The organism is Hydrogenophaga sp. IBVHS2 (genome assembly GCF_002127215.1).
GTDB lineage: Bacteria > Pseudomonadota > Gammaproteobacteria > Burkholderiales > Burkholderiaceae_C > Hydrogenophaga.
The window spans coordinates 276,283-300,976 of sequence record NZ_NFUT01000001.1 but is presented as its reverse complement, the minus strand read 5'-3'; the positions used below and the strand labels follow the sequence as shown (position 1 = coordinate 300,976).

Annotated in this window: 26 protein-coding genes; 16 read left to right on the top strand and 10 right to left on the bottom strand. The window is 71.8% G+C overall.

Going from position 1 to position 24,694, the window contains the following annotated elements:
- Positions 1-2: 2 nt before the first annotated feature.
- The gene (locus CAP38_RS01450) at positions 3-1,394 is read right to left on the bottom strand and encodes a pitrilysin family protein (protein WP_086119106.1); all 1,392 of its coding nucleotides are present in this window, start codon (positions 1,392-1,394) and stop codon (positions 3-5) included.
- Positions 1,395-1,423: 29 nt separating this feature from the next.
- Here CAP38_RS01450 and ftsY point away from each other — a divergent pair, with 29 nt between their 5' ends.
- The gene (ftsY, locus tag CAP38_RS01445; RefSeq protein WP_086119105.1) at positions 1,424-2,428 is read left to right on the top strand and encodes a signal recognition particle-docking protein FtsY; all 1,005 of its coding nucleotides are present in this window, start codon (positions 1,424-1,426) and stop codon (positions 2,426-2,428) included.
- 10 nt (positions 2,429-2,438) lie between these two features.
- On the opposite strand, the gene CAP38_RS01440 is transcribed toward ftsY, so the two are convergent.
- On the bottom strand, positions 2,439-2,645 hold the full coding sequence (locus CAP38_RS01440; RefSeq protein ID WP_086119104.1) for a zf-HC2 domain-containing protein: 207 nt from the start codon (positions 2,643-2,645) through the stop codon (positions 2,439-2,441).
- On the bottom strand, positions 2,642-3,223 hold the full coding sequence (locus CAP38_RS01435) for a sigma-70 family RNA polymerase sigma factor (protein WP_086119103.1): 582 nt from the start codon (positions 3,221-3,223) through the stop codon (positions 2,642-2,644). Before CAP38_RS01435 ends, CAP38_RS01440 begins: the two co-directional genes overlap by 4 nt.
- Positions 3,224-3,287: 64 nt before the next feature.
- On the opposite strand from CAP38_RS01435, the gene CAP38_RS01430 reads away from it, so the two are divergent.
- From CAP38_RS01430 to CAP38_RS01395, 8 genes are all read left to right on the top strand, one after another.
- On the top strand, positions 3,288-3,797 hold the full coding sequence (locus CAP38_RS01430) for a TlpA disulfide reductase family protein (protein WP_086119102.1): 510 nt from the start codon (positions 3,288-3,290) through the stop codon (positions 3,795-3,797).
- Positions 3,798-3,916: 119 nt separating this feature from the next.
- Entirely contained in the window at positions 3,917-4,195 is a 279-nt protein-coding gene (locus tag CAP38_RS01425) for a DUF2282 domain-containing protein (protein WP_086119101.1), read from the top strand.
- 2 nt (positions 4,196-4,197) lie between these two features.
- Positions 4,198-5,100: a DUF692 domain-containing protein gene (locus tag CAP38_RS01420; RefSeq protein ID WP_086119100.1), complete on the top strand. Its 903-nt coding sequence runs from the start codon at positions 4,198-4,200 to the stop codon at positions 5,098-5,100.
- Positions 5,097-5,900: a putative DNA-binding domain-containing protein gene (locus CAP38_RS01415; protein ID WP_179188427.1), complete on the top strand. Its 804-nt coding sequence runs from the start codon at positions 5,097-5,099 to the stop codon at positions 5,898-5,900. Before CAP38_RS01420 ends, CAP38_RS01415 begins: the two co-directional genes overlap by 4 nt.
- Positions 5,897-6,367, top strand: a complete 471-nt coding sequence (locus CAP38_RS01410) for a DoxX family protein (RefSeq protein WP_086119098.1) — start codon at positions 5,897-5,899, stop codon at positions 6,365-6,367. Before CAP38_RS01415 ends, CAP38_RS01410 begins: the two co-directional genes overlap by 4 nt.
- A gap of 29 nt (positions 6,368-6,396) precedes the next feature.
- Positions 6,397-7,644: an ABC transporter substrate-binding protein gene (locus CAP38_RS01405; protein ID WP_256924183.1), complete on the top strand. Its 1,248-nt coding sequence runs from the start codon at positions 6,397-6,399 to the stop codon at positions 7,642-7,644.
- 42 nt (positions 7,645-7,686) lie between these two features.
- The gene (locus CAP38_RS01400; RefSeq protein ID WP_143435731.1) at positions 7,687-9,315 is read left to right on the top strand and encodes an ABC transporter permease; all 1,629 of its coding nucleotides are present in this window, start codon (positions 7,687-7,689) and stop codon (positions 9,313-9,315) included.
- Positions 9,312-9,941, top strand: a complete 630-nt coding sequence (locus CAP38_RS01395; protein WP_086119097.1) for an ATP-binding cassette domain-containing protein — start codon at positions 9,312-9,314, stop codon at positions 9,939-9,941. Before CAP38_RS01400 ends, CAP38_RS01395 begins: the two co-directional genes overlap by 4 nt.
- On the opposite strand, the gene CAP38_RS15305 is transcribed toward CAP38_RS01395, so the two are convergent.
- Complete coding sequence (locus CAP38_RS15305; RefSeq protein ID WP_179188426.1) at positions 9,923-11,251, bottom strand: TIGR04283 family arsenosugar biosynthesis glycosyltransferase; 1,329 nt, start codon at positions 11,249-11,251, stop codon at positions 9,923-9,925. The two genes, CAP38_RS01395 and CAP38_RS15305, sit on opposite strands and share 19 nt — an antisense overlap.
- Positions 11,248-12,327: a phosphotransferase family protein gene (locus CAP38_RS01385; RefSeq protein ID WP_086119096.1), complete on the bottom strand. Its 1,080-nt coding sequence runs from the start codon at positions 12,325-12,327 to the stop codon at positions 11,248-11,250. The genes CAP38_RS15305 and CAP38_RS01385 overlap by 4 nt, the downstream gene beginning before the upstream one ends.
- A gap of 89 nt (positions 12,328-12,416) precedes the next feature.
- Here CAP38_RS01385 and CAP38_RS01380 point away from each other — a divergent pair, with 89 nt between their 5' ends.
- Genes CAP38_RS01380 through CAP38_RS01370 form a run of 3 tightly spaced genes read left to right on the top strand, consistent with a single transcriptional unit; the run spans position 12,417 to position 16,616 of the window.
- A complete protein-coding gene (locus CAP38_RS01380; RefSeq protein ID WP_218776546.1) occupies positions 12,417-14,576 on the top strand; it encodes an FAD-dependent oxidoreductase in 2,160 nt (719 codons plus the stop codon).
- Positions 14,577-14,631: 55 nt separating this feature from the next.
- Complete coding sequence (locus CAP38_RS01375; protein ID WP_086119095.1) at positions 14,632-15,435, top strand: DUF3047 domain-containing protein; 804 nt, start codon at positions 14,632-14,634, stop codon at positions 15,433-15,435.
- Positions 15,432-16,616 carry an FAD-dependent oxidoreductase gene (locus CAP38_RS01370; RefSeq protein ID WP_086119094.1) on the top strand — a complete coding sequence of 395 codons (1,185 nt, stop codon included), beginning with the start codon at positions 15,432-15,434 and terminating at the stop codon, positions 16,614-16,616. The genes CAP38_RS01375 and CAP38_RS01370 overlap by 4 nt, the downstream gene beginning before the upstream one ends.
- Here CAP38_RS01370 and CAP38_RS01365 read toward each other — a convergent pair.
- The 3 genes from CAP38_RS01365 to senB are packed head-to-tail and all read right to left on the bottom strand — an operon-like array spanning position 16,601 to position 19,372.
- Entirely contained in the window at positions 16,601-17,293 is a 693-nt protein-coding gene (locus tag CAP38_RS01365) for a haloacid dehalogenase type II (protein ID WP_086119093.1), read from the bottom strand. The genes CAP38_RS01370 and CAP38_RS01365 overlap by 16 nt on opposite strands.
- Positions 17,294-17,306: 13 nt before the next feature.
- Positions 17,307-18,371 carry a selenide, water dikinase SelD gene (selD, locus tag CAP38_RS01360; protein WP_086119092.1) on the bottom strand — a complete coding sequence of 355 codons (1,065 nt, stop codon included), beginning with the start codon at positions 18,369-18,371 and terminating at the stop codon, positions 17,307-17,309.
- Entirely contained in the window at positions 18,368-19,372 is a 1,005-nt protein-coding gene (gene senB, locus CAP38_RS01355; protein ID WP_086119091.1) for a selenoneine biosynthesis selenosugar synthase SenB, read from the bottom strand. Before senB ends, selD begins: the two co-directional genes overlap by 4 nt.
- Positions 19,373-19,529: 157 nt before the next feature.
- Between senB and CAP38_RS01350 the strand changes: the two genes are divergently transcribed.
- Genes CAP38_RS01350 through phnE form a run of 4 tightly spaced genes read left to right on the top strand, consistent with a single transcriptional unit; the run spans position 19,530 to position 22,948 of the window.
- A complete protein-coding gene (locus tag CAP38_RS01350) occupies positions 19,530-20,384 on the top strand; it encodes a putative selenate ABC transporter substrate-binding protein (protein ID WP_086119090.1) in 855 nt (284 codons plus the stop codon).
- Positions 20,385-20,400: 16 nt separating this feature from the next.
- Complete coding sequence (locus tag CAP38_RS01345) at positions 20,401-21,234, top strand: phosphonate ABC transporter ATP-binding protein (protein ID WP_086119089.1); 834 nt, start codon at positions 20,401-20,403, stop codon at positions 21,232-21,234.
- Positions 21,235-21,262: 28 nt separating this feature from the next.
- Complete coding sequence (locus CAP38_RS01340) at positions 21,263-22,105, top strand: ABC transporter permease (RefSeq protein ID WP_086119088.1); 843 nt, start codon at positions 21,263-21,265, stop codon at positions 22,103-22,105.
- Between the two features lie 18 nt (positions 22,106-22,123).
- Complete coding sequence (gene phnE / locus CAP38_RS01335) at positions 22,124-22,948, top strand: phosphonate ABC transporter, permease protein PhnE (protein WP_373271383.1); 825 nt, start codon at positions 22,124-22,126, stop codon at positions 22,946-22,948.
- A 15-nt stretch (positions 22,949-22,963) separates the two neighbouring features.
- Here the strand turns inward: phnE and CAP38_RS01330 are convergent, their stop codons facing one another.
- A complete protein-coding gene (locus CAP38_RS01330; RefSeq protein WP_218776545.1) occupies positions 22,964-24,049 on the bottom strand; it encodes a PQQ-dependent sugar dehydrogenase in 1,086 nt (361 codons plus the stop codon).
- 53 nt (positions 24,050-24,102) lie between these two features.
- A complete protein-coding gene (locus tag CAP38_RS01325) occupies positions 24,103-24,690 on the bottom strand; it encodes an NnrU family protein (RefSeq protein WP_086119086.1) in 588 nt (195 codons plus the stop codon).
- Positions 24,691-24,694 lie beyond the last annotated feature (4 nt).

Here is a 24,694-nt window from a genome sequence, read left to right as displayed (position 1 = left end):
ACTCAGGGTTGGGCGGGCACCAGCACGCCGGTGGTGAGCTGGTCGTCGGAGAAGTAACGGCCGGCCACGCGCTGCACGTCGGCCGGGGTGACGGCATCGAGCGCGGCCATCAGACGGTCGCCACCGTCCAGGCCCAGGCCCTGCACCCAGTAGCTGCCCAGCTCCTGCGCCTGACCGAACACCGAATCGCGCTTGTAGACCTCGCCGGCGCGCCACTGCGTCTTGACGCGTTGCAGCTCGGCCGGCCGCACGCCTTCGCGGGCGATGCGGGCCACCTCGGCCTTGAGGGCAGCGCTGGCCATCTCGGGCGTGACGCCCCGCGCGGGCACCGCCGTCATGGAAAACACCTGAGGCCCGCGCCCCAGCAGGCCGAACGAGGCACTGGCGCTGTCGGCCACCCGCTTGCCGCCCATGCCCTGCCCCTGCACCAGGGCGCGGTCCAGGCGGGCACCGCTGTAGCCATCCAGCACGGCGGCCAGCATGGTCAGGGCCAGCGCGTCGCGGTTGGCGTCGTCCTGAGCGCCGGTCCAGCGCGGTGCCTTCCAGGCCAGCGCCACCAGCGACTGTTCGGTCACGGCGCGGTACTCCATGCGGCGGGGGCCGGTCTGGGCCACCTCGTCGCGCGGCTTGCGGGGCGGGACCGGCCGGGCCTCGATGCGGCCGAAGTGCTTCTCGGCCAGCGCCCTGACCTGCTCGGGCTCCACGTCGCCGGCGATCACCACGGCGGCGTTGGCCGGCACGTACCAGCGGCGGTAGAACTCGCGGGCGTCCTGCGGCGTCATGGCGTCGAGGTCGCTCATCCAGCCAATGATGGGGCGGCGGTACGGGCTGGTCTGGAACAGCGTGGCGTTGAAGGCCTCGAACATCCGCGCCTGGGGCGACTCCTCGGTGCGCTGGCGCCGCTCTTCCTTGACCACCTGGATCTCCTTGAAGAACTCGGCGTCGTCCCACTGGTTGCGGGCGAAGCGGTCGGCCTCCAGGCGCATCACGTCTTCGAGCCGGTCGGCCGGCACCTGCTGGTGGTAGGCGGTGGCGTCGCGGCTGGTGAACGCGTTGTCGCGCCCGCCCAGGGCCGCCACGCGGCGCGAGAACTCGCCCGGCTTGAGGTCGGGCGTGCCCTTGAACATCATGTGTTCCAGCACATGGGCCACGCCGGAGGTGCCGTCGACCTCGTCGATGGACCCCACCCGCACCCAGACCATGTGGGCCACGGTGGGGGCGCGCCGATCGGGCTGCACGATCAGCGTCATGCCGTTGGACAGGGTGTACTGGACCGGGCGGGCGGCACTGCTGGCCGCCGCCGGCGCTGCCGGCTGGGCCAGGGCAACCGGCATCGTCAGGGCCGCCGACAGGGCCAGCAGCAGCGCCGACAAGGGAAGTGAAAGGCGTTTCATAGAATCCGGATGATTCCAGAGACCGCCGAATGTTCTCCTTCTTCCGAAAAAAATCCCCTGCAACGGCCGATGCGCCGGCCCTGAACGCACCGGCCGCCGCCCCGGCACCCGAGCCTGCGGCGGTGGCGCAGGCGCCCCGGCAGGGCTGGCTGGACAAGCTCAGGGCCGGCCTGCGCAAGACCGGCGGACAGATCGCCACGGTCTTCACCGGCACCCGCATCGACGATGCGCTGTACGAGGAACTGGAATCGGCCCTGCTCATGGCCGACACCGGTGTGGCCGCCACCACCCACCTGCTGGAAGACCTCAGGCGCCGCGTCAAGGAGGCCAGGGCCACCGACCCGCAAGTGGTCAAGGGCCTGCTGGCCGAGGCCATCGCCGACCTGCTGGCGCCCCTGCAGAAGCCGCTGGTGATCGGCGAGCACCGCCCCACGGTGGTCATGGTGGCCGGCGTCAATGGCGCGGGCAAGACCACCTCCATCGGCAAGCTCACCCGCCACCTGAGCGAGGGCGGTGCCAGCGTGCTGCTGGCCGCCGCCGACACCTTCCGTGCGGCCGCGCGCGAGCAGCTGGCGGTCTGGGCCGACCGCAACACGGTGGAAATCATCACCCAGCAGGGCGGCGACCCGGCGGCGGTGAGCTTCGACGCGGTCACCGCCGGCAAGGCCCGGGGCCGCGACGTGGTGCTGGTCGACACCGCCGGCCGCCTGCCCACGCAGCTGCACCTGATGGAGGAGCTGCGCAAGATCAAGCGCGTGGTGCAGAAGGCCGAGGCCACTGCCCCGCACGAGGTGCTGCTGGTGATCGACGGCAACACCGGTCAGAACGCCCTGGCCCAGGTCAAGGCCTTCGACGAGGCGCTGGGCCTGACCGGCCTGGTGGTGACCAAGCTCGACGGCACGGCCAAGGGCGGCGTGCTGTGTGCCATCGCCCGCCAGCACCCGGTGCCGGTCTACTTCATCGGCGTCGGAGAAAAGCTGGAAGACCTGGAAACCTTCGACGCCCGCGAGTTCGCACAGGCCCTGCTCAACTGATCCGGCCGGATCAGTCCTCTTCGGTGTAGGCGCGCCAGCGGCCCATGGCCTGCCGCATGGTGAGCAGCTGGCGCTCGAAACGCGGACAGGCTTCACACATCGCCAAGTGCAGCTTGAGCGCCAGACGCTCATGCCAGGGCAGCGCGCGGTCTTCCCGGGCGATCAGCAGGGCGCTGGCCTCCTTGCAGGTGCGGCGGAAGGGGTATCGGGCTTTCATGGGCGTGAGGGGCGGGCAAACCAGTGCTGTTCCAGGCATTCCCGCAGGCGCAGACGGGCTCGGTGCAGCAGGACGTAGAGATTCGTCGGCGTGAGCGCCAGTTCCTTACAGATCTCGTCGGTGGACAGCTCCAGCCATTCGCGCATCAGGAACAGGCGGCCCTGCACCGGCGGCAGGCGCTCGGTGCAGGCTTCCAGGATGGACATGAACTGGCGCTGGTCGAGGTCCTGCTCGGGATTTCCCCATTCGGCCGGGGCTTCGGCAAAGTGGCCATCGGCCTTGAAGGCCATGTGATCCAGCGGGTCTTCGCGCTCGTCGTCGCTGTCGCTGCCCACGCACACCTCGCGGCCATGGTGGCGCAGGGCATCGACCACCTTGTGCTTGAGGATGCCCACCAGCCAGGTCTTGAGCTGGGAGCGGCGCTCGAACGACTGCGGCTTGCTGAGCGCCGCCAGCAGGGTTTCCGACACCGCGTCCTCGGCCCAGGCGTCGTTGCGCAGCTGCAGCCGGGCGAACTTCATCAGGTAGGGACGGAGCTCGGCCACCTGCTGATCGAACGGAGGGACGGGGGTCGACATGGGCGGCCAGTGTAATGAAACGGCGGCCGGCCCGACCGATCTTCTTTGTCCCGGAGAACCCGCCATGCCGACCCGACGCCACGTCATGACCCTGTCACTGGCCGCCTGCCTGCCCGCCGCACCTGCCTGGTCCGCCCGCGCAGCGCAGGGGCCGGCCACACCCTTGCTCAGAGGCACCACGCTGGAAGGCCAGCCCTTCGATCTGGCCGCGCTGCGGGGCAAGGTGGTGATGGTGGCGTTCTGGTCGACCGGCTGTCCGGTGTGCCGCGACAAGATGCCCGAGCTGCGGGCCAATGCCCAGGGCTGGAGCGGCCAGCCGTTCGAGCTGGTCACCGTCTGCACCGACGCCGACCGGCGAGAGCTCGATGTGTACCAGCGGGCCGTGCTGATCACCCTGCCCCCGTCGCGGCGCCACCCCTCGCTGTGGCGTGGCACCGCCGGTCATGCCGACAACTTCGGCGACCCGGGCCTGCTGCCGGCCACCTGGCTGATCGACAAGCAGGGGCGTGCGGCCGAGAGCTACCACGGCCGCATTCCGCCCCAGGCCTGGGACCGCATCGCCGACCTGCTGTGAACTTTCTTTCGATCCCGCGTAAGAAGCCTGCAGCCCTCCCGACTGACGTTCAGCCAGGGCCTTCGATCCGGACCCGGAACCGCCAGGGCTGAATCCTTCCACCTTATCGGAGTCTTCACATGAACCAACGTCAACTCATTGCCGCCGCCGCCACCACCCTGATGTCGCTCTCCATGCTGACGGCGGCACCGGCGTTCGCGCAGTCCAAGGAAAAGTGCTTCGGCATCGCCAAGGCCGGCCAGAACGACTGCGCCAGCGTCAATGGCGTGCACTCCTGCGCCGGTCAGGCCAAGGTCGACAACGACAAGGGCGAGTGGAAATACGTGCCGGCGGGCACCTGCATGAAGATGGGCGGACTCACGCTCGACCAGGTCAAGATGGACGGCAAGAAAGGCTGACCATGAACCGGCCCGCGCTCCCGCGTTGCGGCATCGGCTGGCGCCATGCGCATCACCGCGCGCTCTTCGAGACCGCGGCGGTGCCGGGCTTCATCGAAGTCCACAGCGAGAACCACTTCGCTGCCGGGGGCGCGGCACGGGCATCCCTGCTGGCCGCCCGCGAACGGCATGACGTGAGCCTGCACGGCGTGGGCCTGTCGCTGGGCTCGGCCTGCGGCATCGACCCGATCCATCTGCACCAGCTCGGCGAGCTGGTGCAGACGGTGCAGCCGGCGCTGGTCAGCGACCATGCCTGCTTTGCCCGGGTGCCCCTGGCCACCGGGGCTGCCGTGCACGCCGCCGACCTGCTGCCCACGCCCTTCACCCGCGAAGCGCTCGACGTGCTGTGTGCCAACGTGCAGCAGGTGCAGGACCACCTGCGCCGGCCCATCGCGGTGGAGAACCTCTCGTCCTACCTGCGCTGGCGCTGCGACGAGATGGACGAACCCGGCTTCCTGGCCGAACTGGCCCGCCGCACCGGTTGCACGCTGCTGCTGGACGTCAACAACCTGTGGGTCAACGCCCTGAACGACCAGCGCCAGGGCCGCTGTACCGATCCCGACCGGGCGGTGCGGGACTGGATCGACCGGCTGCCTGCCGGCACCGTCTCGGAGATCCATCTGGCCGGGCATACGGATGCCGGCGACATCGTGATCGACGACCACGGCAGCCCGGTCGCTGCGCCGGTGTGGACGCTCTACCGGCATGCCCTGGAGCGCCTGGGGCCGACGCCGACCCTGATCGAATGGGACAACGACCTGCCGGCCTTCGAGGTGCTGATGGCCCAGGCCCGCGAGGCCGACCGCATCCAGCAGGCCGTGGCCGAACCCGAGGCGGTACAGGCCACTGCCGGGGCGCCGGCATGAGCCCGCTGGCCCTGCAGCAGCAGCTGCTGGTGCAGTCCCTGCTGAGCCACCCGGCCAGCACGGATCGCGAACAGGCGCAGCGGCGGCTGGAGCCCTGGCTGCACCCGCCTGCCGAACGCGGCCTCATGGCCTACCGGGCCCACGGCCATGCCCTGGCCGAACGCTGTCTGACAGCGGCCTATCCGGTGGTGACCCAGCTCATCGGGGCAGACGCCCTGCGCGCGGTGGCACGCACCCTGTGGCACACCGATCCGCCGCAGGCGGGCGACATCGGCGAGTGGGGACACACCTTGCCCGACTGGCTGACCGGCTGTGCCGAGCTGCGCCCCTTGCCCTACCTGAGCGATCTGGCCCGCGTGGAATGGGCACTGCACCGTGCGGCCAGCGCGCCCGATGCGCAGCCCGACCTGTCCAGCCTGGGCCGGCTGGCCGGCGAAGACGGCCCGACCCTGCGGCTGCGGTTCGCACCCGGCACGGCGCTGTTCGGGAGCCCGTGGCCGGTGGCCGACCTGATCCACCACCACCAGCACGGCCAGCCATCGCTGGACGCCCTGGTGGCCCGGCTGCAGTCCCCCGGCCACTGCCATGCCCTGGTGGTGCGCGAAGGCTGGCGCTGCGAGGTGCTGGAGCTTGCGCCCACCGAGGCGTGCTTCGTGGCGGCCGTGCTGGCCGGCGCACCACTGGGCGATGCCCTCGAGCGCGCGCTGGGGGCCGCCCCGTGCATCGATCCGCCTTTCGATTTCTCGACCTGGCTGCTGCAGGCGGTGCAGCGCGGTCACATCACCGGAGTCCTGCCATGAACCTCGTCTTCACCCCTGTGCACCGGGCCTGGTGCACCCTGGAACGTGGCCTGACCGCGCTGCAGCCCGCCGGTGCGCTGGCCGCCCGCCTCCATCTGGCGCAGGTGTTCTTTCTGGCCGGACTGACCAAGGTGCGCGACTGGGACACCACCCTGCTGCTGTTCACCGAGGAGTACCAGGTGCCGCTGCTGCCGCCGGCCTGGGCGGCGGTCTCGGGCACGGCCGGTGAGCTGTTGCTGCCGGTGCTGCTGGTGCTGGGCCTGGGCGGGCGTTTCGCGGCGCTGGGGCTCCTGGTGGTGAATGCGGTGGCGGCCATCAGCCTGCCCGACATCGCACCGGCGGCGTGGCAGCAGCACCTCACCTGGGGCGCCCTGCTGGCGGCCCTGACGCTGGCCGGGCCGGGGGCCTGGTCGGTGGACCGCTGGCGGGCGGGGTCAATCGGCCTGGGGCCGGACCGCATGAATTAAGCTGGCGCGCCCAACCGCCGGAGACCCGCTTGAACCACGCACCGTCCTCTTCCCGCCGCCGCCTGCTGGGGGCGTCAGCCCTGTCCACCACGTCGGCCCTGCTGGGCCTGGGCGGCCTCTCGGCCACCCCGTCGCAGGCCCAGACCACGACCGACGCCTGGAGCGCCATCGAACGCAGCGCCCGCGGCCAGACCGTGTTCTGGAACGCCTGGGCCGGCAGTGCCCAGACCAATGCCTACATCCAGTGGGTGGGCACCCAGGTCAAGGCGCAGTTCGGGATCGAGCTCAAGCACGTCAAGATCAACGACACCGCCGACGTGGTGCAGCGGGTGCGGGCCGAGAAGGCCGCCGGCCGCAATCTGGGCGAAGGCACGGTGGATCTGGTGTGGATCAACGGCGAGAACTTTGCGGCCATGAAGCGCGAGGGCCTGCTGTTCGGTCCCTGGGCCGAGAGCCTGCCCAACTTCCGGCTGGTGGACGTGGCCGGCAAGCCCACCACCCGCAACGATTTCTCGGTGCCCACCGACGGCATGGAGTCGCCGTGGGGCATGGCGCAGTTCACCCTGATGGCCGACAGCCGCCGCCTGCCGCAGCCCCCGCGCAGCATGCAGGCCCTGCTGGAGCTGGCCCGCAGCCAGCCCGGGCGCATCACCTACCCGCGCCTGCCGGACTTTCATGGCACCACCTTCGTCAAGCAGGCGCTGGTCGAACTCGCTCCCGAACCGGGCCTGCTGGCGCGCCCGGTGACCGACACCGCCCTGGCCAGCCAGACCGCGCCGCTGTGGAAGTACCTCGAAGCCCTGCGGCCCCACCTGTGGCGCCAGGGCCGGCAGTTCCCGCAGAACGCCGCTGCCGTGCGCCAGATGATGGCCGACGGCGAACTGCTGCTGGCCATCACCTTCAACCCCAACGAGGCGGCCAACGAGATCGCGGCGCGCCGCCTGCCGGCCACCGTGGTGAGCTGGCAGTTCGACAAGGGCACCATCGGCAACACCCACTTCGTGGCCATTCCGTACAACGCCCGCAGCGCACCGGCCGCCCAGGTGGTGGCCAACTTCCTGCTCTCGCCGGCCGCGCAGGCGCGCAAGGCGGACATCGCGCACTGGGGCGATCCCACGGTGCTCGATCTGGGCAAGCTCGGTGCGCCCGAGCGGGCCCTGTTCGGCAGCCAGCCGCTGCCCGGCCAGGTGAAGCAGCCCGCGCCCACGCTGCCGGAACCCCATGCCTCGTGGGTCGACCCGCTGGAGCGGGAATGGACCCGCCGCCATGTGGGCTGACGATCCCAGGCCGAAGGCACGGTTCCGCCGTCTCGGACCCCGTTGAAGCACCGACCGATTGCTGCTGCCCTGCTGCTGCTGGCCGGGCTGCCCACCGCCACCGTGGCCCTGCTGGCCCTGGGGGCCGGGCTGGACGGCGCCGGCTGGCGCGACCTGCTGCCCCAGCCGGGACTGGTCCGTTCGGTGGGTCTGACCCTGCTCACCGGCGTGACCTCCACCGCGCTGGCCTGGTGGATCAGCGCCTGGCTGCTGCAGCGGGCCTTCGTGGCCGGCCGGCTCGGGTCGCTGCTGCGCCCGGTGCCGGTCATGCTGGCCACGCCGCATGCGGCCATGGCCATCGGGCTGGTGTTCCTGCTGGCACCCAGCGGCTGGTTGCTGCGGCTGCTGGCGCAGCTGGCCGGCTGGGACCAGCCACCGGCCTGGACCACCACCCAGGACCCCTGGGGCCTGGGTCTGGTGCTGGCGCTGGTGGTCAAGGAAGTGCCCTTCCTGCTGTGGACTGCCGCCACCCAGCTGCGCCGCGACGACGTGCTGCGCCGCTGGCAGGCCGAACACGGGCTGGCGCGCACCCTGGGCTACAACGCCCGGACCGCCTTCGTGCGCGTGGTCTGGCCGCAGCTGGCGCGGCGTCTGCGGTGGCCGCTGTTGGCGGTGCTGGCCTATGGCCTGACCGTGGTCGACATGGCCCTGGTCATCGGGCCGGCCTCGCCGCCCACACTGGCCATGCAGGCCTGGCAGTGGCTGCTCGATGCCGATGCGCTGGTGCAGTCGCGCGGCGCGGCCGCCGGCCTGCTGCTGGTGGGCCTGGTGGCCCTGTGTGCCGGCACCGCCGACCGCATCGTGATGCGCCATTCCCCGGCCCTCGACGGGCAACGGGGCGCACCGGCCCGGGGCCTGCAGCGGCCGGGACTGTGGCCGCTCGGGTGTCTGGCCGGGCTGTACGGGCTGGTGCTGGTCTTGCTGGCCGTGGGCAGCGTCAGCGGTGTGTGGCCCTTCCCGGACCTGCTGCCGACCCTGTGGAGCCTGGACGCCTGGCAGACCGTGGCGGGCAGCAGCGCCACGCTGGCCACCACCTTCTGGCTGGCCCTGGCCAGCAGCGCGGTGGCGCTGGCGTGGAGCGTGGCCTGGCTGGAAACCGCCCCGGGCCACTGGGACCGGCTGGCGCGCCCCCTGCTCTACGCGTCGCTGGTGCTGCCGGGCGTGCTGTGGGTGGTGGGGCTGTACCGCCTGGGTCTGGGGCTGCGGCTGGAGGCCACCGCCACCGGGCTGTGGCTGGCCCACACGCTCATGGTGCTGCCCTATGTGCTGCTGTCGCTGAGCCCGGCCTACCAGGGCTTCGATCCGCGCCACGCGCAGGTGTGCGCCAGCCTGGGTCACGGGCGCTGGACCTTGCTGTGGCGGGTGAAGTGGCCGCTGCTGCGGCAGTCGCTGGCGGCGTCGCTGGCCGTGGGCTTTGCGGTCAGCGTGGCGCAGTACCTGCCCACGCTCTACCTGGGGGCGGGCCGTCTGGACACGGTGACCACCGAGGCGGTCGCCCTGGCCGCCGGTGGGCAGCGCTCGCTGCTGGGCGCCTTTGCCGGGCTGCAGTGGCTGCTGCCGGTGGCCGCGTTTGCCCTGGCGGCCTGGGTGGGCCGGCCGCGCCGCTTTGCCGCCCCACGGAGGACGCGATGAGCCTGCAGCTGCAGATCGATCGCCTGGGCACGCCCCGCCAGACCCTGGTGGCGGGCCTGGACCTGCAGGTGGCACCGGGCCAGGTGCTCACCCTCATGGGCCCCAGCGGCTGCGGCAAGAGCTCGCTGCTGGCCGCGGTGGCGGGCACCCTGCCGGAAGGCCTGCAGTTTGCAGGCCGGGTCCGGCTGGACGGACAGGACATCACCGACTGGCCCACCGAACGACGGGGCGTGGGTCTGCTGTTCCAGGACGATCTGCTGTTCGCCCACATGACCGTGGGCGAGAACCTGCTGTTCGCGGTGCCGCCCGGCCCGCTGGCCGAGCGACGGGCGCAGGTGGCATCGGCACTGGCCGAGGCAGGCCTCGACGGCATGGCCGAGCGCGATCCGGCCTCGCTCTCGGGCGGCCAGCGCGCGCGGGTGGCCCTCATGCGGGCGCTGCTGGCCCGGCCGCGGGCCCTGTTGCTGGACGAACCCTTCTCCCGGCTCGACACCGCGCTGCGGTCGCAGTTCCGGGCCTTCGTGTTCGACCACATCCGCCAGCGCGGCATGCCGGCCGTGCTGGTCACCCACGACGAGGCGGATGTGGCCGACCCCGCCCTGCGGGTTCAGCTGGGCGTGGCCTGATCGCTGACCGCCGCGGTGAGGGCCTGCCAGCGTCGCCAGTCGGCCGGCTCGTCCACATCCCACAGCAACGGTCCTTCCCACACGGACAGCCCCGCCGACCGCAGCCGCTGGCGGGTCTGGTCGGCCACGGCCGACGTGCTCCAGGCCACACCCTCGAACACGGCCGGCACCGGTCGACCCAGGCCCAGCAGCACATAGCCGCCGTCCTCGGCCGGCAGCAGTGCCGCATCGTGGGTCTGCAGGGCATCGGCCACCTGCTGCAGGTGGCCGGGCGTGAGCGCCGGGCAGTCGGTGCCCAGCAGGATCAAGGGGCCGTGGCCGGTCGCGAAGTGGTGCATGACCGCCGCCGACAGCCGCCGGCCCAGATCGCCCTCGGGCTGAGGCAGCAGCGGCACGCCCCGGTGCCGCTGCCAGGCCCGGAAGTGCCGGTGGTGGACATCGGGCGCGCACCACAGGGTGAGCGGGCCGATGGCCGCGGCCCGCACGGTGCGCAGGGTCTGGCGCAGCAGGGCGCGCTGGGCGCGTGCGGCGCCGGCATCGCCCAGCAGCGGCGCCAGCCGCGTCTTGGCCAGACCGGGCACCGGCGCCTTGGCCAGCACCGCCACCGCCGCCCCCGCACGGGGCCGGTAACCGTAGCGGCGGGCCAGGTCGGCCGCATCGGCGCCCAGGGCCCAGGCCGCGCGCAACTGCCACATGAGGCCGACGGTGCGCCAGAAGCCGTGGGTGTCCCAGCGGCGGCCAGCGGTCTGCACCGTCTGCCGCAGACAGGTCGCCGGCGCGATGGCGCGCAGGCGTCGGCTGAGGTCCAGGTCTTCCATCAGCGGCAGCGCGGCAAAGCCGCCCACCGCCTGAAACAGGCGCCGCTGCACGAAGATGGCCTGGTCGCCGGTGGCCATGCCGCTCCAGCGGGAGCGCCGGTTCATGAGCGCGGCCACCATCGGCAGCAATGGATGGCGACCCTGGATGCGCACGTCGAACCGGCCCCACCGGGCGCCGGCGGCCATGGCCTGCATCACGCACAGGTCGGCATCGGGCGGCAGGGTGGTGTCGGCGTGCAGGAACAGCAGCACCTGACCCCGTGCCGCGTCGGCGCCGGCATTCATCTGGGCGGCCCGGCCACGCGGGGCCAGCAGCACCGCGTCGGCCCAACCGGCGGCCAGGTCCGGGGTGCCGTCGCGGCTGCCGCCATCGACCACCAGCACCTCCATGCCCCGCTCCCGCAAGGGCATCAAGGCCTGCAGCCGGAGCACCACGCTGGCCGCTTCATCCAGCACCGGCACGACGATGGACAGCGCGGGCCGCTCGGTCATGGCGACCCTTCCCAGGCGCGCTGCAGCGCATCGAAGCCGTCCAGCACGCGCTGCACCGTGTGCGGGTCGAGGTAGTGGTCGACCCGCTCACGCACATGCGCCACCAGCGCCGGGTCGCTGTGCTGCGCCGACCAGTCCTCGCCATCGCTCACGGGGGGACGGACCGACGTGGCCCGCCACTTGGCGCACCAGGTCATCGACCACAGCCACATGGCCTGGCGCAGGGGCACATGCCAGGGCCTGCAGGCCGGCGCCAGCGGCCCGGCCCGGGCCGCCCAGGCCTGCAGGAACCCGATCTCCTGCTCGGTGGTGAGCACCGCATGACTGCGCAGATCCCAGGTGGTGGAGGTGTAGAGGGTGGCATGGGCCAGGTCCAGACCCGGGTGGCTGTAGCGGCATTTCTCGAGATCGACCAGCACCGCCTGACCCTCGGGGCGGATCAGGAAGTTGCCGGGATGGGCATCGAAGGCCACCAGGGTGACCGGTGGACGGGCGGGATCGGCCACCCGCTGCCGCAACCGCTCCAGCCCGGCCTCGATGGCCGAGCGGGTGGCCTCGGCCAGACCCGCCTGCGGCAGGTGCCGGGCCTGGCGTTCGATCTCGGCCAGCAGGTCGGCCAGCGGATCGGGGGTGGCCATCAGGGGCGCGGCGTGTGCCGGCAGCGGCAGCGTGTGCAGGGCGGCCAGGGCTTCGGCCAGGGCCGGCAGGTCCTGAGGAAGGACTGCCGGTCGCCCCGCAATGTGTTCCACCAGCAGAGCGCCCCGGGGCAGCAGCGCATCCGGCGGCAACACCGCCTGCAGCCGCGGTGCATGCCCGCCGACCGACGCGCGCTCGAAACAGGCCTGCTGGTAACGCAGGTTCAGATCGGCCGGCAGGTCCAGCTGGCTCTGTTTGGGCACACGGGCCAGCCAGCCGCTGTCGCCGAGCCGCACATGGTCATGGGCCAGCCCGGTATCGGGCAGTCGCTGCAGTCGGCTGGTGGCCAGGGGCGAGCCGGCCGCCGTCAGGGCGAGACCAAGGCGCTGCTCCAGCGACAGGGACGAGGGACCGGGGGCGCTGGCGGGGTTTTTCGGCATCGGGCCGGCAGGGGCGTGTAAGGTCGGGCCATGCAAGAAACCGGCACAGGGCACGACCAACCATCGTTGAACGGACGGAGACCATTGTCGTGAATCTGAAAAAAGCCGGTGTGCTGCTGGTGCTGCTGGCCGCCGTGGCGGCCTTCTTCGTGGCCGATCTGGGCCGGTACCTCGACCTGCAGGCCCTCAAGGACGCGCAGGGCCAGCTCGAAGCGCTGCGGCAGCAGCATCCGGCGGGCCTGGCTGCGGCCTACTTCGCGCTCTATGTGGCGGCCACCGCCCTGTCGGTGCCGGGTGCCACCGTCATCACGCTGGCCGGCGGTGCGCTGTTCGGCCTGTGGTGGGGTGTGGTGATCGTGTCGTTCGCCTCCAGCCTGGGCGCCACCCTGGCCTTCCTGGCGTCGCGCTTCGTGCTGCGGGACGCGGTGCAGGCCCGCTTCGGTCAGCGGCTGGCCGAGATCGAACGCGGCATCGAGCGCGACGGCGCCTTCTACCTGCTGAGCCTGCGGCTGATCCCGGTGGTGCCGTTCTTCCTCATCAACCTGCTCATGGGACTGACCCGCATGCGGGTCGGCACCTTCTATGGCGTGAGCCAGCTGGGCATGCTGCCCGGCACCCTGGTCTATGTGAACGCCGGCACCCAGCTGGCGGCCATCGGCTCGCTGCGCGACGTGCTCAGCCCGGCCCTGCTGGGCTCGCTGGTGCTGCTGGGCGTCTTTCCCTGGCTGGCGCGCTGGGTCATGGGCCTGCTGCGTCGGCGTCGGGTGCTGGCCCCCTGGGCCGACCGGCGCCCGCGCCGCTTCGACCGCAACCTGATCGTGATCGGCGCCGGCGCGGGAGGACTGGTCACGGCCTACATCGGTGCCACCGTCAAGGCGAAGGTCACGCTGATCGAGGCCGGGGCCATGGGGGGCGACTGCCTCAACACCGGCTGCGTGCCGAGCAAGGCCCTCATCCGCAGCGCGAAACTGGCCCACCAGATGCGGCATGCCGGCCGCTGGGGTCTGCAGGCCGTGGAACCTGGGGTGCCCTGGCGCGAGGTGATGGCGCGGGTGCGGTCGGTCATCCGGTCCATCGAGCCGCACGACAGCGTGGAGCGCTACACCGGCCTGGGCGTGGAGGTGCTGCAGGGCCGGGCGCAGCTGATCGACCCGTGGACGGTGGAGGTGACCTTGCAGGCGGGCGGCACCCAGCGGCTGAGCGCGCGCAGCATCGTGATCGCCACCGGCGCCTCGCCGGTCGTGCCGGACCTGCCGGGCCTCCAGGAGGCCTGCGTGACCAGCGAGACCCTGTGGGACGCGCTGGCCGAACTCGATGCACCACCGCGCCGCGTGGCGGTGCTGGGCGGCGGGCCGATCGGCTGCGAGCTGTCGCAGGCCCTGGCCCGCCTGGGCGCCGGTGTGACCCTGGTGGAGCAGGCGCCGCGCCTGCTGCTCAAGGAAGACGCCGAAGTCTCCGACCACGCCAGGGCGGCACTGGCCGAGGACGGCGTGCAGGTGCTGTGCGGCCACCGGGCACTGGGGGTGGTGCAGCGCGGCGGCGAGCGCCGGCTGCAGCTGCAGGGTGACGGCGCGCCTGACGAACTGCCCTTCGACCTGCTGCTGTGCGCGGTGGGACGGCAGGCGCGGCTGAAGGGATTCGGGCTCGAAGCCCTCGGGCTGGCCGATGGCCGCGTGCTGGAAACCGATGCCGCCCTGCAGACCCGCTTCCCGCACATCTTTGCCGTGGGCGATGTGACCGGCCGCTGGCAGCTCACCCACGCGGCCGCCCATCAGGCCTGGTATGCGGCGGTGAACGCGCTGTTCGGCCATCTGCGGCGCTTCCGGGTCGATGCGCGGGTCATGCCGGCGGCGGTGTTCATCGACCCCGAGATCGCCCGTGTCGGCCTGAACGAACAGGAAGCGACTGCGCAGGGCGTGCCGTTCGAGGTGACGCGTTACGGCATCGACGATCTGGACCGGGCGCTGGCCGACAGCGAAGCCCACGGCTTCGTGAAGGTGCTGACCGTGCCGGGGCGGGACACCCTGCTGGGCGTGACCATCGTCGGCTCGCACGCGGCCGAACTGCTGGCCGAGTACGTGCTGGCCATGAAGCACGGCCTGGGACTGAACCGGATCCTGGGCACGGTGCACGCCTACCCCACGTGGTCCGAAGCCAACAAGTACGCGGCCGGCGAATGGCGGCGTGCACACGCACCCCAGGGCGTCCTGCGCTGGCTGGAGCGTTATCACGCCTGGCGCCGGGGCTGATACCCTGCCCTGTGGCGTTACCATTGCCGCCGCTGCACAGAAGGACGTCCCTACCATGTCATCCCTTTCCCGGCCGCCCAGGCTGATCTGGCTGGCCGCGCTGCTGCTGCAGGTGCTGCCGAACGTCCGGGCCCAGGACACCGCCGCGGGGCCGTTGCCCACGCCCCTGCCTTCGCTGCTCGGGCAATCCGGTCTGCTGGGCCCCGACTGGCGCGTGGTCGGTCTGCCGGCGCGTCAGCGGCAGGTACCGCTGACGGTGTTCGAGCCCGGCCAGGTCGACGGCCATGAAGGCATCCGGGTGGTCACCGACGCCTCCTACGGCACCCTGGTCCACAGCCTGCCGGGCAGCGTCCTGCCGGTGCGGCGCCTGGCCTGGCGCTGGCGGCTGGACCAGCCACTGGTGGGCGGCACCGCGGCCCCGGACATCCTCAGCCGCAACGGCGACGATGCGGCGCTCAAGGTGTGCGCCTTCTTCGACCATCCCATGGACCAGGTGCCCTTCCTGGAGCGCCAGCTGCTGCGCATGGCCCGCAGCGTGAGCGGCGAAGACCTGCCCACCGCCACCGTGTGCTACGTGTGGGACAGCACCTACCAGGCGCCGGTGCAGGCGGCCAACCCCTACACCCGGCGGGTGCGCTTCATCACCCTGCAGGGCCGCAGTGCACCGCTCTCGCGCTGGATCACCGAGTCCCGCGACCTGGGCCGGGACTTCCTGACCCTGTTCGGCGAGGAGCATTCCTCGGACGCACCGCTGCCGCGCATCACCCGCATCGTGATCGGGGCCGACAGCGACAACACCGGCAGCAAGAGCCTGGGCTGGGTGGCCGACCTGCGCTGGCAACCCGCAGAGGGTCGATGACCACAGCGCGCCGGCTGGTGCTGCTGGGCGGCGGCCATGCCCATCTGGCGGTGCTGGCCGACATGGCCCGCAGCCCCTGGACCGGCTGGGACATTACCCTGGTCTCGCCGCTGCCGCACCTGATGTACAGCGGCATGGTGCCGGGGCTGATCGCCGGGCACTACCGGCCCGAGGACTGCCGCATCGCACTGGCCCCGCTGGCCCGTGCCGCCGGCGTGCGCTGGCGGCAGGCACGCTGCACCGGCATCGATGCAGGGCGGCGCGAGGTCCGGCTGGTCGACACCCCCGACACGCCCGACTCTGCGGGCGCCACCGCGCAAGACGTGCTGGGCTACGAGCTGCTGTCCATCGACACCGGCGGCGTGATGGACGCCGACCTGCTGGAAGCCCGCATGCCCGGCGCTTCGCGCCATGCCCTGGCGGTGCGGCCCATCGAGGGCCTGGTTGACGGCTGGGCCCGGGCGGTGCAGCGCCTGCAGCAGCACCATCCACACGGGGCGTCGGTGGCCGTGATCGGCAGCGGCGCCGCCGGCATCGAGCTGGTGTTCGCGGCCCGCCAGGGGCTGGCGCAGGCCGGCCTGGCGGGTGTGCGCCTGTCGCTGCTGACCGGCGGCGGGCCGGTGGCGGCGGGCTACCCGGCTGGCGTTCGCCGCCGCCTGCAGCGGCAGCTGCGGCAACAACGCATCACGGTGCTGCCCGTCCCGTGCACCGGCGTGGACGATGGGGCGGTGCACATGGGCACGGCGGGCTCGCTGGTATGCCAGCTGGCCCTGCTGGCCACCGGCAGCGGGGCGCCGGCCTGGCTGCAGGGCAGCGGCCTGGCGCTGGGGCCGCAGGGCCATGTGGCCACCAACCGGTTCCTGCAAAGCACCAGCCACCCCGATGTGCTGGCCGCCGGCGACGTGGCCGACCGAGCCGACCACCGTTACCCCCGCAGCGGCGTGCATGCGGTGCGGGCCGGGCCGCCCCTGGCGATGAACCTGCGGCGAGCGGCCACCGGCCAGGCCCTGCAGGCCTACTGGCCACCGCAGGTCACGCTCAACCTGCTGTCGTGCGGCACCGGCCATGCGGTGGCCAGCTGGGGGCCGCTGTCGGCCGCCGGGGCCTGGGTGTGGCGCTGGAAGGACCGGATCGACCGGGCCTTCGTGGCGCGGCACCACCGCCCTCAGCAGCCGAGCTGATCGGCCAGGTGCTGCAGGTCGCGCGCGTGCAGCGTGTTGGCCGCGTCGGGCGAGACATCCTTGATGTGTGCCGCGCCGAACTCCAGCGGTCGCTCGATGTAGGCGGTGGCCAGGCCACAGGCGCGGGCGGCCGCCAGATCGTCCTGGTGTGCCGCCACCAGCATCACCTGCGACGGCGCCAGGTCGAAGGTTTCGGCCACGCCCAGGTAGGTGCGCGGGTCGGGCTTGTAGGCGCGGAACACCTCGGCCGAGAGCACGCAGTCCCACGGCAGGCCGGCACGCTTGGCCATGTTCGTGAGCAGGCCGATGTTGCCGTTGGACAGCGAGGTGATGGTGAAGCGGCTCTTGAGCCGGTGCAGGCCGGCCACGCTGTCGGGCCAGGCATCGAGCCGGTGCCACACGCGGTTGAGGTGGCGGCGGGCTTCGTCGTCCAGGTGGTCCAGGCCGAAGCGCGGCAGGATGTCGTCCAGGATCTGGCGGTGCAGCTCGTCGATGCGGGTCCAGCCCTGCTGGCCGGAACGCACCCGCTGCATGGCCGGCTGGTAGCCGGCGCGCCAGGCCAGGGCGAAGGCGTCGGCGTCGACCTGCGGGTAGAGGGTCTGCACCTCACGGACGATGCTGCCGTGCCAGTCGACCACGGTGCCGAAGATGTCGAAGGCCAGAACCTTGATGTCCATGTCGACCTCCGGATCAGTCCACGATCAGGCGCACGCCGCTGCCCTCGGCCGCGACGATGGATCCCACCTCCGCTGCATCGGCAAAGCCGTGCCGGCGGAAGACCGCCAGCACCTCGTCCACCGAAGCCGCGTCGCACGACACCAGCAGGCCGCCGCTGGTCTGCGGGTCGGACAGCAGCGCCTGATCGACCGGCTGCAGACCCGAGCCCAGCCGCACCTCGTGGCCGTAGGCGGCCCAGTTGCGGCCCGATGCCCCGGTGACCATGCCCGCTGCCGCCAGCGCACGCACGCCGGGCAGCAGCGGCACCCGGGCCATGTCGATATGCACCGCCGCGTCGGCGCCGCGCGCCATCTCCAGGGCATGGCCGGCCAGGCCGAAGCCGGTGATGTCGGTCAGCGCGTGCACGCCAGGCATGGCCGCCAGGTCGGGGCCGGGGGTGTTGAGGCGGGTGGTGTTCTCGATCATGCGGGCATAGCCCTCGGCGTCCAGCCGGTCCTTCTTGAGCGCGGCCGACAGCACACCCACGCCCACCGGCTTGCCCAGCACCAGACGGTCGCCCACGCGGGCGTCGGCGTTGCGCTTGACCCGCTTGGGGTGCACCAGGCCCAGGGCCACCAGGCCGTAGATGGGCTCGACCGAGTCGATGGTGTGACCGCCCGCAATCGGGATGCCGGCGGCGCGGCACACGTCCTGCCCGCCGGCCAGGATGCGCCCGATGGTCTCGGTGGACAGCACCGCGATCGGCATGCCCACCAGCGCCAGCGCCATGATGGGCGTGCCGCCCATGGCGTACACGTCGCTGATGGCATTGGTGGCGGCGATGCGCCCGAAGTCGTACGGGTCGTCGACGATGGGCATGAAGAAATCGGTGGTGGCGATCAGCGCCTGCTCGTCGTTGAGCTGATAGACGGCCGCATCGTCGGCGGTCTCGATGCCCACCAGCAGCTCCTTCGGGATGGGCATGGCTGCCGTGCCCTTGAGGATCTCGCTGAGCACGCCAGGGGCAATCTTGCAGCCGCAGCCGCCGCCGTGCGAGAGGCTGGTGAGGCGGGGCTGGGTGGGGGTGGCGGTGGTCATGGCGGGTCTCCGGCAGAAAGCAGCAAGGGGGAAGCGGTGAAGTCCAGCGCGCGCAGCAGGGCGGCACGTTCGGACGCGGGATCGAACAAGGGCGCCCGTGTGGCGCATTGTGCTTGCAGGTGGGACAGGCTCAAGGGTGACGGGCCCCCCTGGCTGTGGCGCAGGGCCCGCAGTGCGGCCACCAGGGCGTCGGCATCGCCCACGGGGAAGTAGCCGAGGTAGCCCTCGCCCAGCATGCCCACATTGCCGTCGATGTCGGAGGCCAGCACAGGGGTGCCGCTGCGCAACGCCTCCATGATCACGTGGGCGCCGCCTTCCATGCGGCTGGGATGCACCAGCAGGTGGGCGCGCTGGATGCGCTCGCGGGTGCGGTCGTGCGGCAAGGCACCCAGCCAGCGGTAGTGCGGGCACTGCGCGGCGGTGCGGGTGGCGGCCTCGCCCAGGGCCGGGTCCAGGGCCGCACCGATGTGATCGATGAGGATGCCTTCCTCCGGGCGCAGCAGCGCCGCTGCCGCCAGCAGCGTGGCCGGGTCCTTCTCCTCGCGCAGATGGCCGACCACGACCACCCGCAGGCGGTCAGCGGCCTTGGGCAAGGTCCGCCGCGCGGTGCACGACTGCAGCACCACGTGGCATTGTCCTCGCAGCGACTGCGGCAGGCTCAAGGGGGCCTGGTCCTGCAGCACGATCAGGCGGTGGGCGGCGCGCAGCGAAGCCTGGGCCGATGCATCGACCGCGATGTCGCGGTACAGGTCGGTGCCGGTCAGGGCCAGCACCAGCGGGCGGTTGGGGTGGTGCAGCGACCAGGCCGCGATGCTGTCGGCCGAGCGACGGGCATGCAGCGCCAGCAGGGCATCGGCATGGACAGCGCCGGGATGCCATGCCTTGGCCAGGGTCACGCGCCAGCGGCTCGCCAGCATGCGGGCCCAGCGTCGGGCGGTCTGCCAGTTGCCGTTGTTGGCGTCCGCCAGGGCCGGCGTGACAAGGACGAGGGAAGGACGCATGGGGTGTGGATTGTCCGCCGGCAGCGGCCGCGGCGGCGTCGCCGGGGGGAAAGCCCTCGGGCGTCGAGCGGTCGCCGATCCGGTTCTAATACGGCACGGCCGACCTTGCCCCGGCCTCCCACCCCTCCCGCGTTTTCACCCTTTGCCTGGAAACCCCATGACCCTGACCACCCTGCTGCGCCGCAGCCTGACCGCGCTGGCCCTGCTGGCCGCTGCCTCCGTCCACGCCCAGACCCTGCGCGTGACCACCATCCCCGAAGAAGCCGCCACCGAACAGATCCGCAAGTTCACCCCGCTGGCGACCTACCTGGAAAAGCAGCTCGGCATGAAGGTCGAGTTCACCCCGGTGAGCGACTACCCGGCCGCCGTGGAGGCGCTGGTCAACAAGAAGGTCGATCTGGTCTGGTTCGGTGGCTTCACCCATGTGCAGGCCAACCTGCGTTCGGGCGGCAAGATCATCCCGATCGCCCAGCGCGAGGAAGACACCAAGTTCCAGTCGGTGTTCATCGCCAAGACCGACTCGGGCATCAAGAACCTGGCCGACATGAAGGGCAAGCAGGTGTCGTTCGGGTCGCAGAGCAGCACCTCCGGCCACCTGATGCCGCGCAGCTTCCTGCTGCAGGCCGGCATGAACCCCGAGAAGGACTTTGCCCGCATCGCCTACAGCGGCGCGCACGACGCCACCATCGCTTCGGTGGTCAGCGGCAAGGTCGACGCTGCCGCGCTCGACATCACCGTGTGGCGCAAGTTCGTGGGCGAGAACAAGGTCGACACCAAGGCGGTCGACGTGTTCTACACCACCCCCGGCTACTTCAACTACAACTGGTCGGTGCATGCCGACATGCCGGCTGCCCAGCGCGAGAAGATCAAGGCCGCGCTCATCGGCCTGAACCCGGCCGTGCCCGAGCAGGCCGAGATCCTCAAGCTCAACCGCGCCACCCGCTACATCGAGACCAAGCCCGAGAACTACAAGGGGCTGGAAGCCGCGGCCCGCAGCGCCGGCCTGCTGTGACGCAGGACGGACCGCGGTGGACATCGAGCTGATCGACCTGGCCGCCCGCCATCCGGCGGCCCAGGCAGGCACCCGTCCGGCCTTGAGCGGACTCGGGCTGCGCATCGCATCGGGCGAGCAGGTGGCGGTGATCGGCCCTTCGGGAGCCGGCAAGACCACCCTGCTGCAGCTGCTGGCCTGCGCGCTCAGGCCGTCGGCCGGCGAGCTGCGCTTCGATGGCGCCTCGCCCTGGCAAATGCCGGTGGCCGACCTGCAGCGCCTGCGCGGCCAGCTGTTCCTGGCGCCGCAGGTGCCGCCGCTGCCGCCACGGCAGCGGGTGGTGACCGCCGTGCTGGCCGGACGCCTGCCCGCCATGGGCCTGCTGGCCAGCCTGCGCTCGCTGCTCTACCCCTCCGACATTCCGGCAGCTCATGAGGCGCTGGACCGCTTCGATCTGGCCGACAAGCTGTTTGCGCGGGTCGACCGGCTCTCCGGCGGCGAACGCCAGCGGGTCGGCCTGGCCCGTGCCCTGCTCGCGCCGGCCCGCCTGTGGCTCATCGACGAGCCGCTGTCGGCGCTGGACCCGTCGCGGTCGCGGCTGGCCATCGAGACGCTGGTGGGCAGTGCCCGCGAGCGCCGCGCCACCCTGGTCGCCACGCTGCACCAGGTGGATGTGGCCCTGGCCCATTTCCCGCGCATCATCGGCCTGCGCGATGGCGAGGTGGCCTTCGACCTGCCGTCGTCGGCCGTCACGCCCCAGCGACTCGCGGCGTTGTACGCCCAGTTCGAGCACGAGCTGCAGGGGCCTGCACCCGTGGTGGCCGAGCCCGACCGGGGCGGGCCCCAGCCGGTGGCCATGCACTGCCGCTGAAGCGACGACCGACGTCGCTGCCCCACGCATGAACGCCCTCACCCGTGCACCCCTGAAGGTTCCCGACCGGGACCCGGCCTGGCTGGGCCGCGTGTTCTGGATCGGCGCCCTGCTGGCGGTGCTGTGGCCGCTGGGCGTGGCCACCGAATTCCGGCCCTGGGTGCTGCTGGAGCCGCGCAACCTCAAGGTCACCGGCACCTTTCTCGCCAGCTTCTGGCCGCTCAACACCAGCGGCGAATTCCTGTGGCTGGTGGCCCGCGAGACCTGGCGCACCGTGGCCATGGCCACGGCCGGCGTCACCCTCGCGCTCGTGATCGCCATCCCGCTCACGCTGCTGTCGACCCGGGTCCTGTCGGTGTCGGCGCTGGCAGGCCGCATGGACCGGCTGCCCGCGCTGGTGCGGCAGGGGGTGCGCTGGCTGCTCATCGTGCTGCGCAGCATCCCGGAGCTGGTGTGGGCGCTGGTGTTCGTGCGGGTGGTGGGCCTGGGACCCACGGCCGGCGTGCTGGCGATCGCGCTCACCTATGGCGGCATGCTGGGCAAGGTGTACGGCGAGATCCTGGAAAGCGGCGAGGCCCACCCCACCCAGACCCTGCTGCGCAATGGCGCCGGGCGGCTGCAGGCCTTCTTCTACGGGCTGCTGCCCGCCAACGCGGCCGAGCTCACCAGCTACACCGTCTACCGCTGGGAATGCGCCATCCGCTCCTCGGTGGTGCTGGGCTTCGTGGGCGCCGGTGGCCTGGGCCAGCAACTGGACAACTCCATGAAGATGTTCAACGGCGGCGAGGTGGCGCTCATGCTGCTGGTGTTCATGGCCCTGGTGGCGCTGGCCGACCGGGCCAGCAGTGCCCTGCGCCGCAGCCTGGGTTGAGGCCAAGCCATGCCGTCCATGAAGCCCCGTGCCGCCAACCAGCCCTACCGGCTGCCGCCGCCCCTGTGGCACGCGCGCTGCAAGGCCTGCTGGTTCACCACCGGCCTGCTGGTGCTGGTGGTGGCCAGTTTCTGGTCGCTCGACCTGCAATGGGCCCAGTTCCTGTCGATCGATGCCGCCCGCAGCATGGGGCGCTTCGTGGCCGAGTTCTTTCCGCCCGACCTGTCGCCCGAGTTTCTGGCCAAGGTCGGCGTGGGCGCCTGGGAGACCCTGGCCATGTCGGCGCTGGGCACCGGCCTGGCCGCCGCACTGGGCCTGGCCCTGGCGCTGCCGGCCAGCCGCCTGCATGCGGCCGACCGGGCCTGGGGGCGTGCGCCCACCCGCTGGCTGCTCAATGCCCTGCGCAGCATCCCCGAACTGGTGTGGGCTGCCCTGCTGCTCATCAGCGCCGGCCTGGGGCCGTTCGCCGGCACCTTGGCGCTGGCGCTGCACACCAGCGGCGTGCTCGGCCGGCTGTTTGCCGAAGCCATCGAGAACGCCCCTCCCGGCCCGGGCGATGCGCTGCGCGTGCAAGGGGTGGGTGCGCTGCGGGTGTTCCTGTACGCGACGCTGCCCCAGGTGCTGCCTCAGCTCATGAGCTACACGCTCTACCGCTGGGAGAACAACATCCGCGCCGCCGCCGTGCTGGGCGTGGTGGGCGCCGGTGGTCTGGGGCAGCTGCTGTCCTTCCACATGGGCCTGTTCCAGATGGGCAAGACCGCCACCATCCTGGGTGCCATGCTGCTCATGGTGGCGCTGGTGGACGCCGGCAGCCACCTGGCCCGGCGCTGGCTGACCCGTTGACCCCCTGCCCGGCCTTCAGCCGCCGGGCACCACCCGCAGCAGCCGCCCGTTGCGGTCGTCGGTGAGCAGGTACAGCAGCCCGTCGGGGCCTTCACGCACATCGCGGACGCGGGCACCGATCTCCGGCAGGAGCCGCTCTTCCCGGACCAGCCGGCCGTTGTCGAACACCAGCCGCGACAGATAGCGGAACTTCAGCGATCCCACGAACAGGCTGTTCTGCCAGCCGGGCCCATAGCGGTTGCTGCGCAGCCAGGCCATCCCCGATGGCGCGATGGAGGGCGTCCAGTGCTTCAGGGGCTGTTCCAGTCCGGCCCGGGCCGTGATGCCTTCCCCGATGGGGCCGCCGCCGTAGTTCTCGCCGTAGGTGATGACCGGCCAGCCGTAGTTGCGGCCGGCCACGATGCGGTTGACCTCGTCACCCCCCTGCGGACCATGCTCCACCAGCCACAGTGCTCCGTCGGGCCCCAGGGCGGCCCCCTGGGGGTTGCGGTGGCCCAGGCTGTAGATCTCGGGCAGAACACCCGGCTGGCGACCGAATGGGTTGTCGACATGGGCCGCGCCGTCGGGCCGCACCCGCACCACCTTGCCGTGGTGGTTGTCCAGGGTCTGGGCATCCTGCATGCGGTGGTAACGGTCGCCCAGGGTCAGGAACAGGCTGCCATCACCCGCCTGAACGATGCGGCAGCCGAAGTGCAGCCGGCTGTCCACCTTGGGCGTCTGGCGGAACACCACCCGCACATCCTCGAGCGACCTCCGGTCGGGCGCCAGCTCGGCACTCGCCATGGCGGTGGAGTTGCCGCCCGCACCGGGTTCGGCGTAGCAGAAGTGCACCCGGCGGTTGCGCGGGAAGTCCCGATCGGCGATGACGTCCAGCAGCCCTCCCTGGCCCACCGCCGCGACCGCCGGCACGCCGGTCAGCGGCTCGCCGAGTCGGCCATCGGCCTCGACCACGCGCATGCGCCCGGCACGCTCGGTGACCAGCCAGCGCCCCTCGCCGATGGCCGCCATGGCCCACGGGTTCTGCAGCCCCTGAGCCACCGGCTCCACGCGCACGCTCGAAGCCGCCGCCCCGGCAGGCGCCAGCCAGGTCGCTGCGGCCATGACGAGCAGCCATCCGGATGCGACCCCGACACGCCCACCTGAATCCATGCCCATCACCCTCCGAAAGGTCGTACCCCGAACAAGGCGCCGTGGGCCCAACCGGCAAACACACCGTACACCAGCAGACCGCCGGCGACAGACCACAGATCCCGGTCCGGACCGGAAAGTTTCGAGGGCGGGCCCACGCGCATGCCGGCGGCAGCGCGGCGCTTGACCGAGATACGGTCGGCCACGGCCCAGGCCAGGAATCCGCCGAACAGCAGCACGTCGGCCAGAGAACCGTTCGCGAGCAGGTGGGCCAGGGCCCAGAACTTCACGGCCGCCAGCATCGGGTGTTTCGCGGCACGCTGGATCCGACCCGGCAGGTAGGCCGCGAACAGCAGGATGAACACCGGCAGCATCAGCAGGGCCGCCAGATGCCGCAGTCCGGCCGGCGGCGTGTACAGGATCACCGGGGCTTCGCGGGCCGCACCGTAACCGATGACGATCAGGACCAGCCCGGCCAGCGACACCAGCGAATAAAGCCCCTTCCATCCGTTCTGCCCCATCGAGGCAGCCCATCGGTCACGGGCAGCAGGTGCCGCAATCGACACCGAATGCACGCCCAGGAACAGCACCAGTCCCACGATCAACCAGGTCATCGAA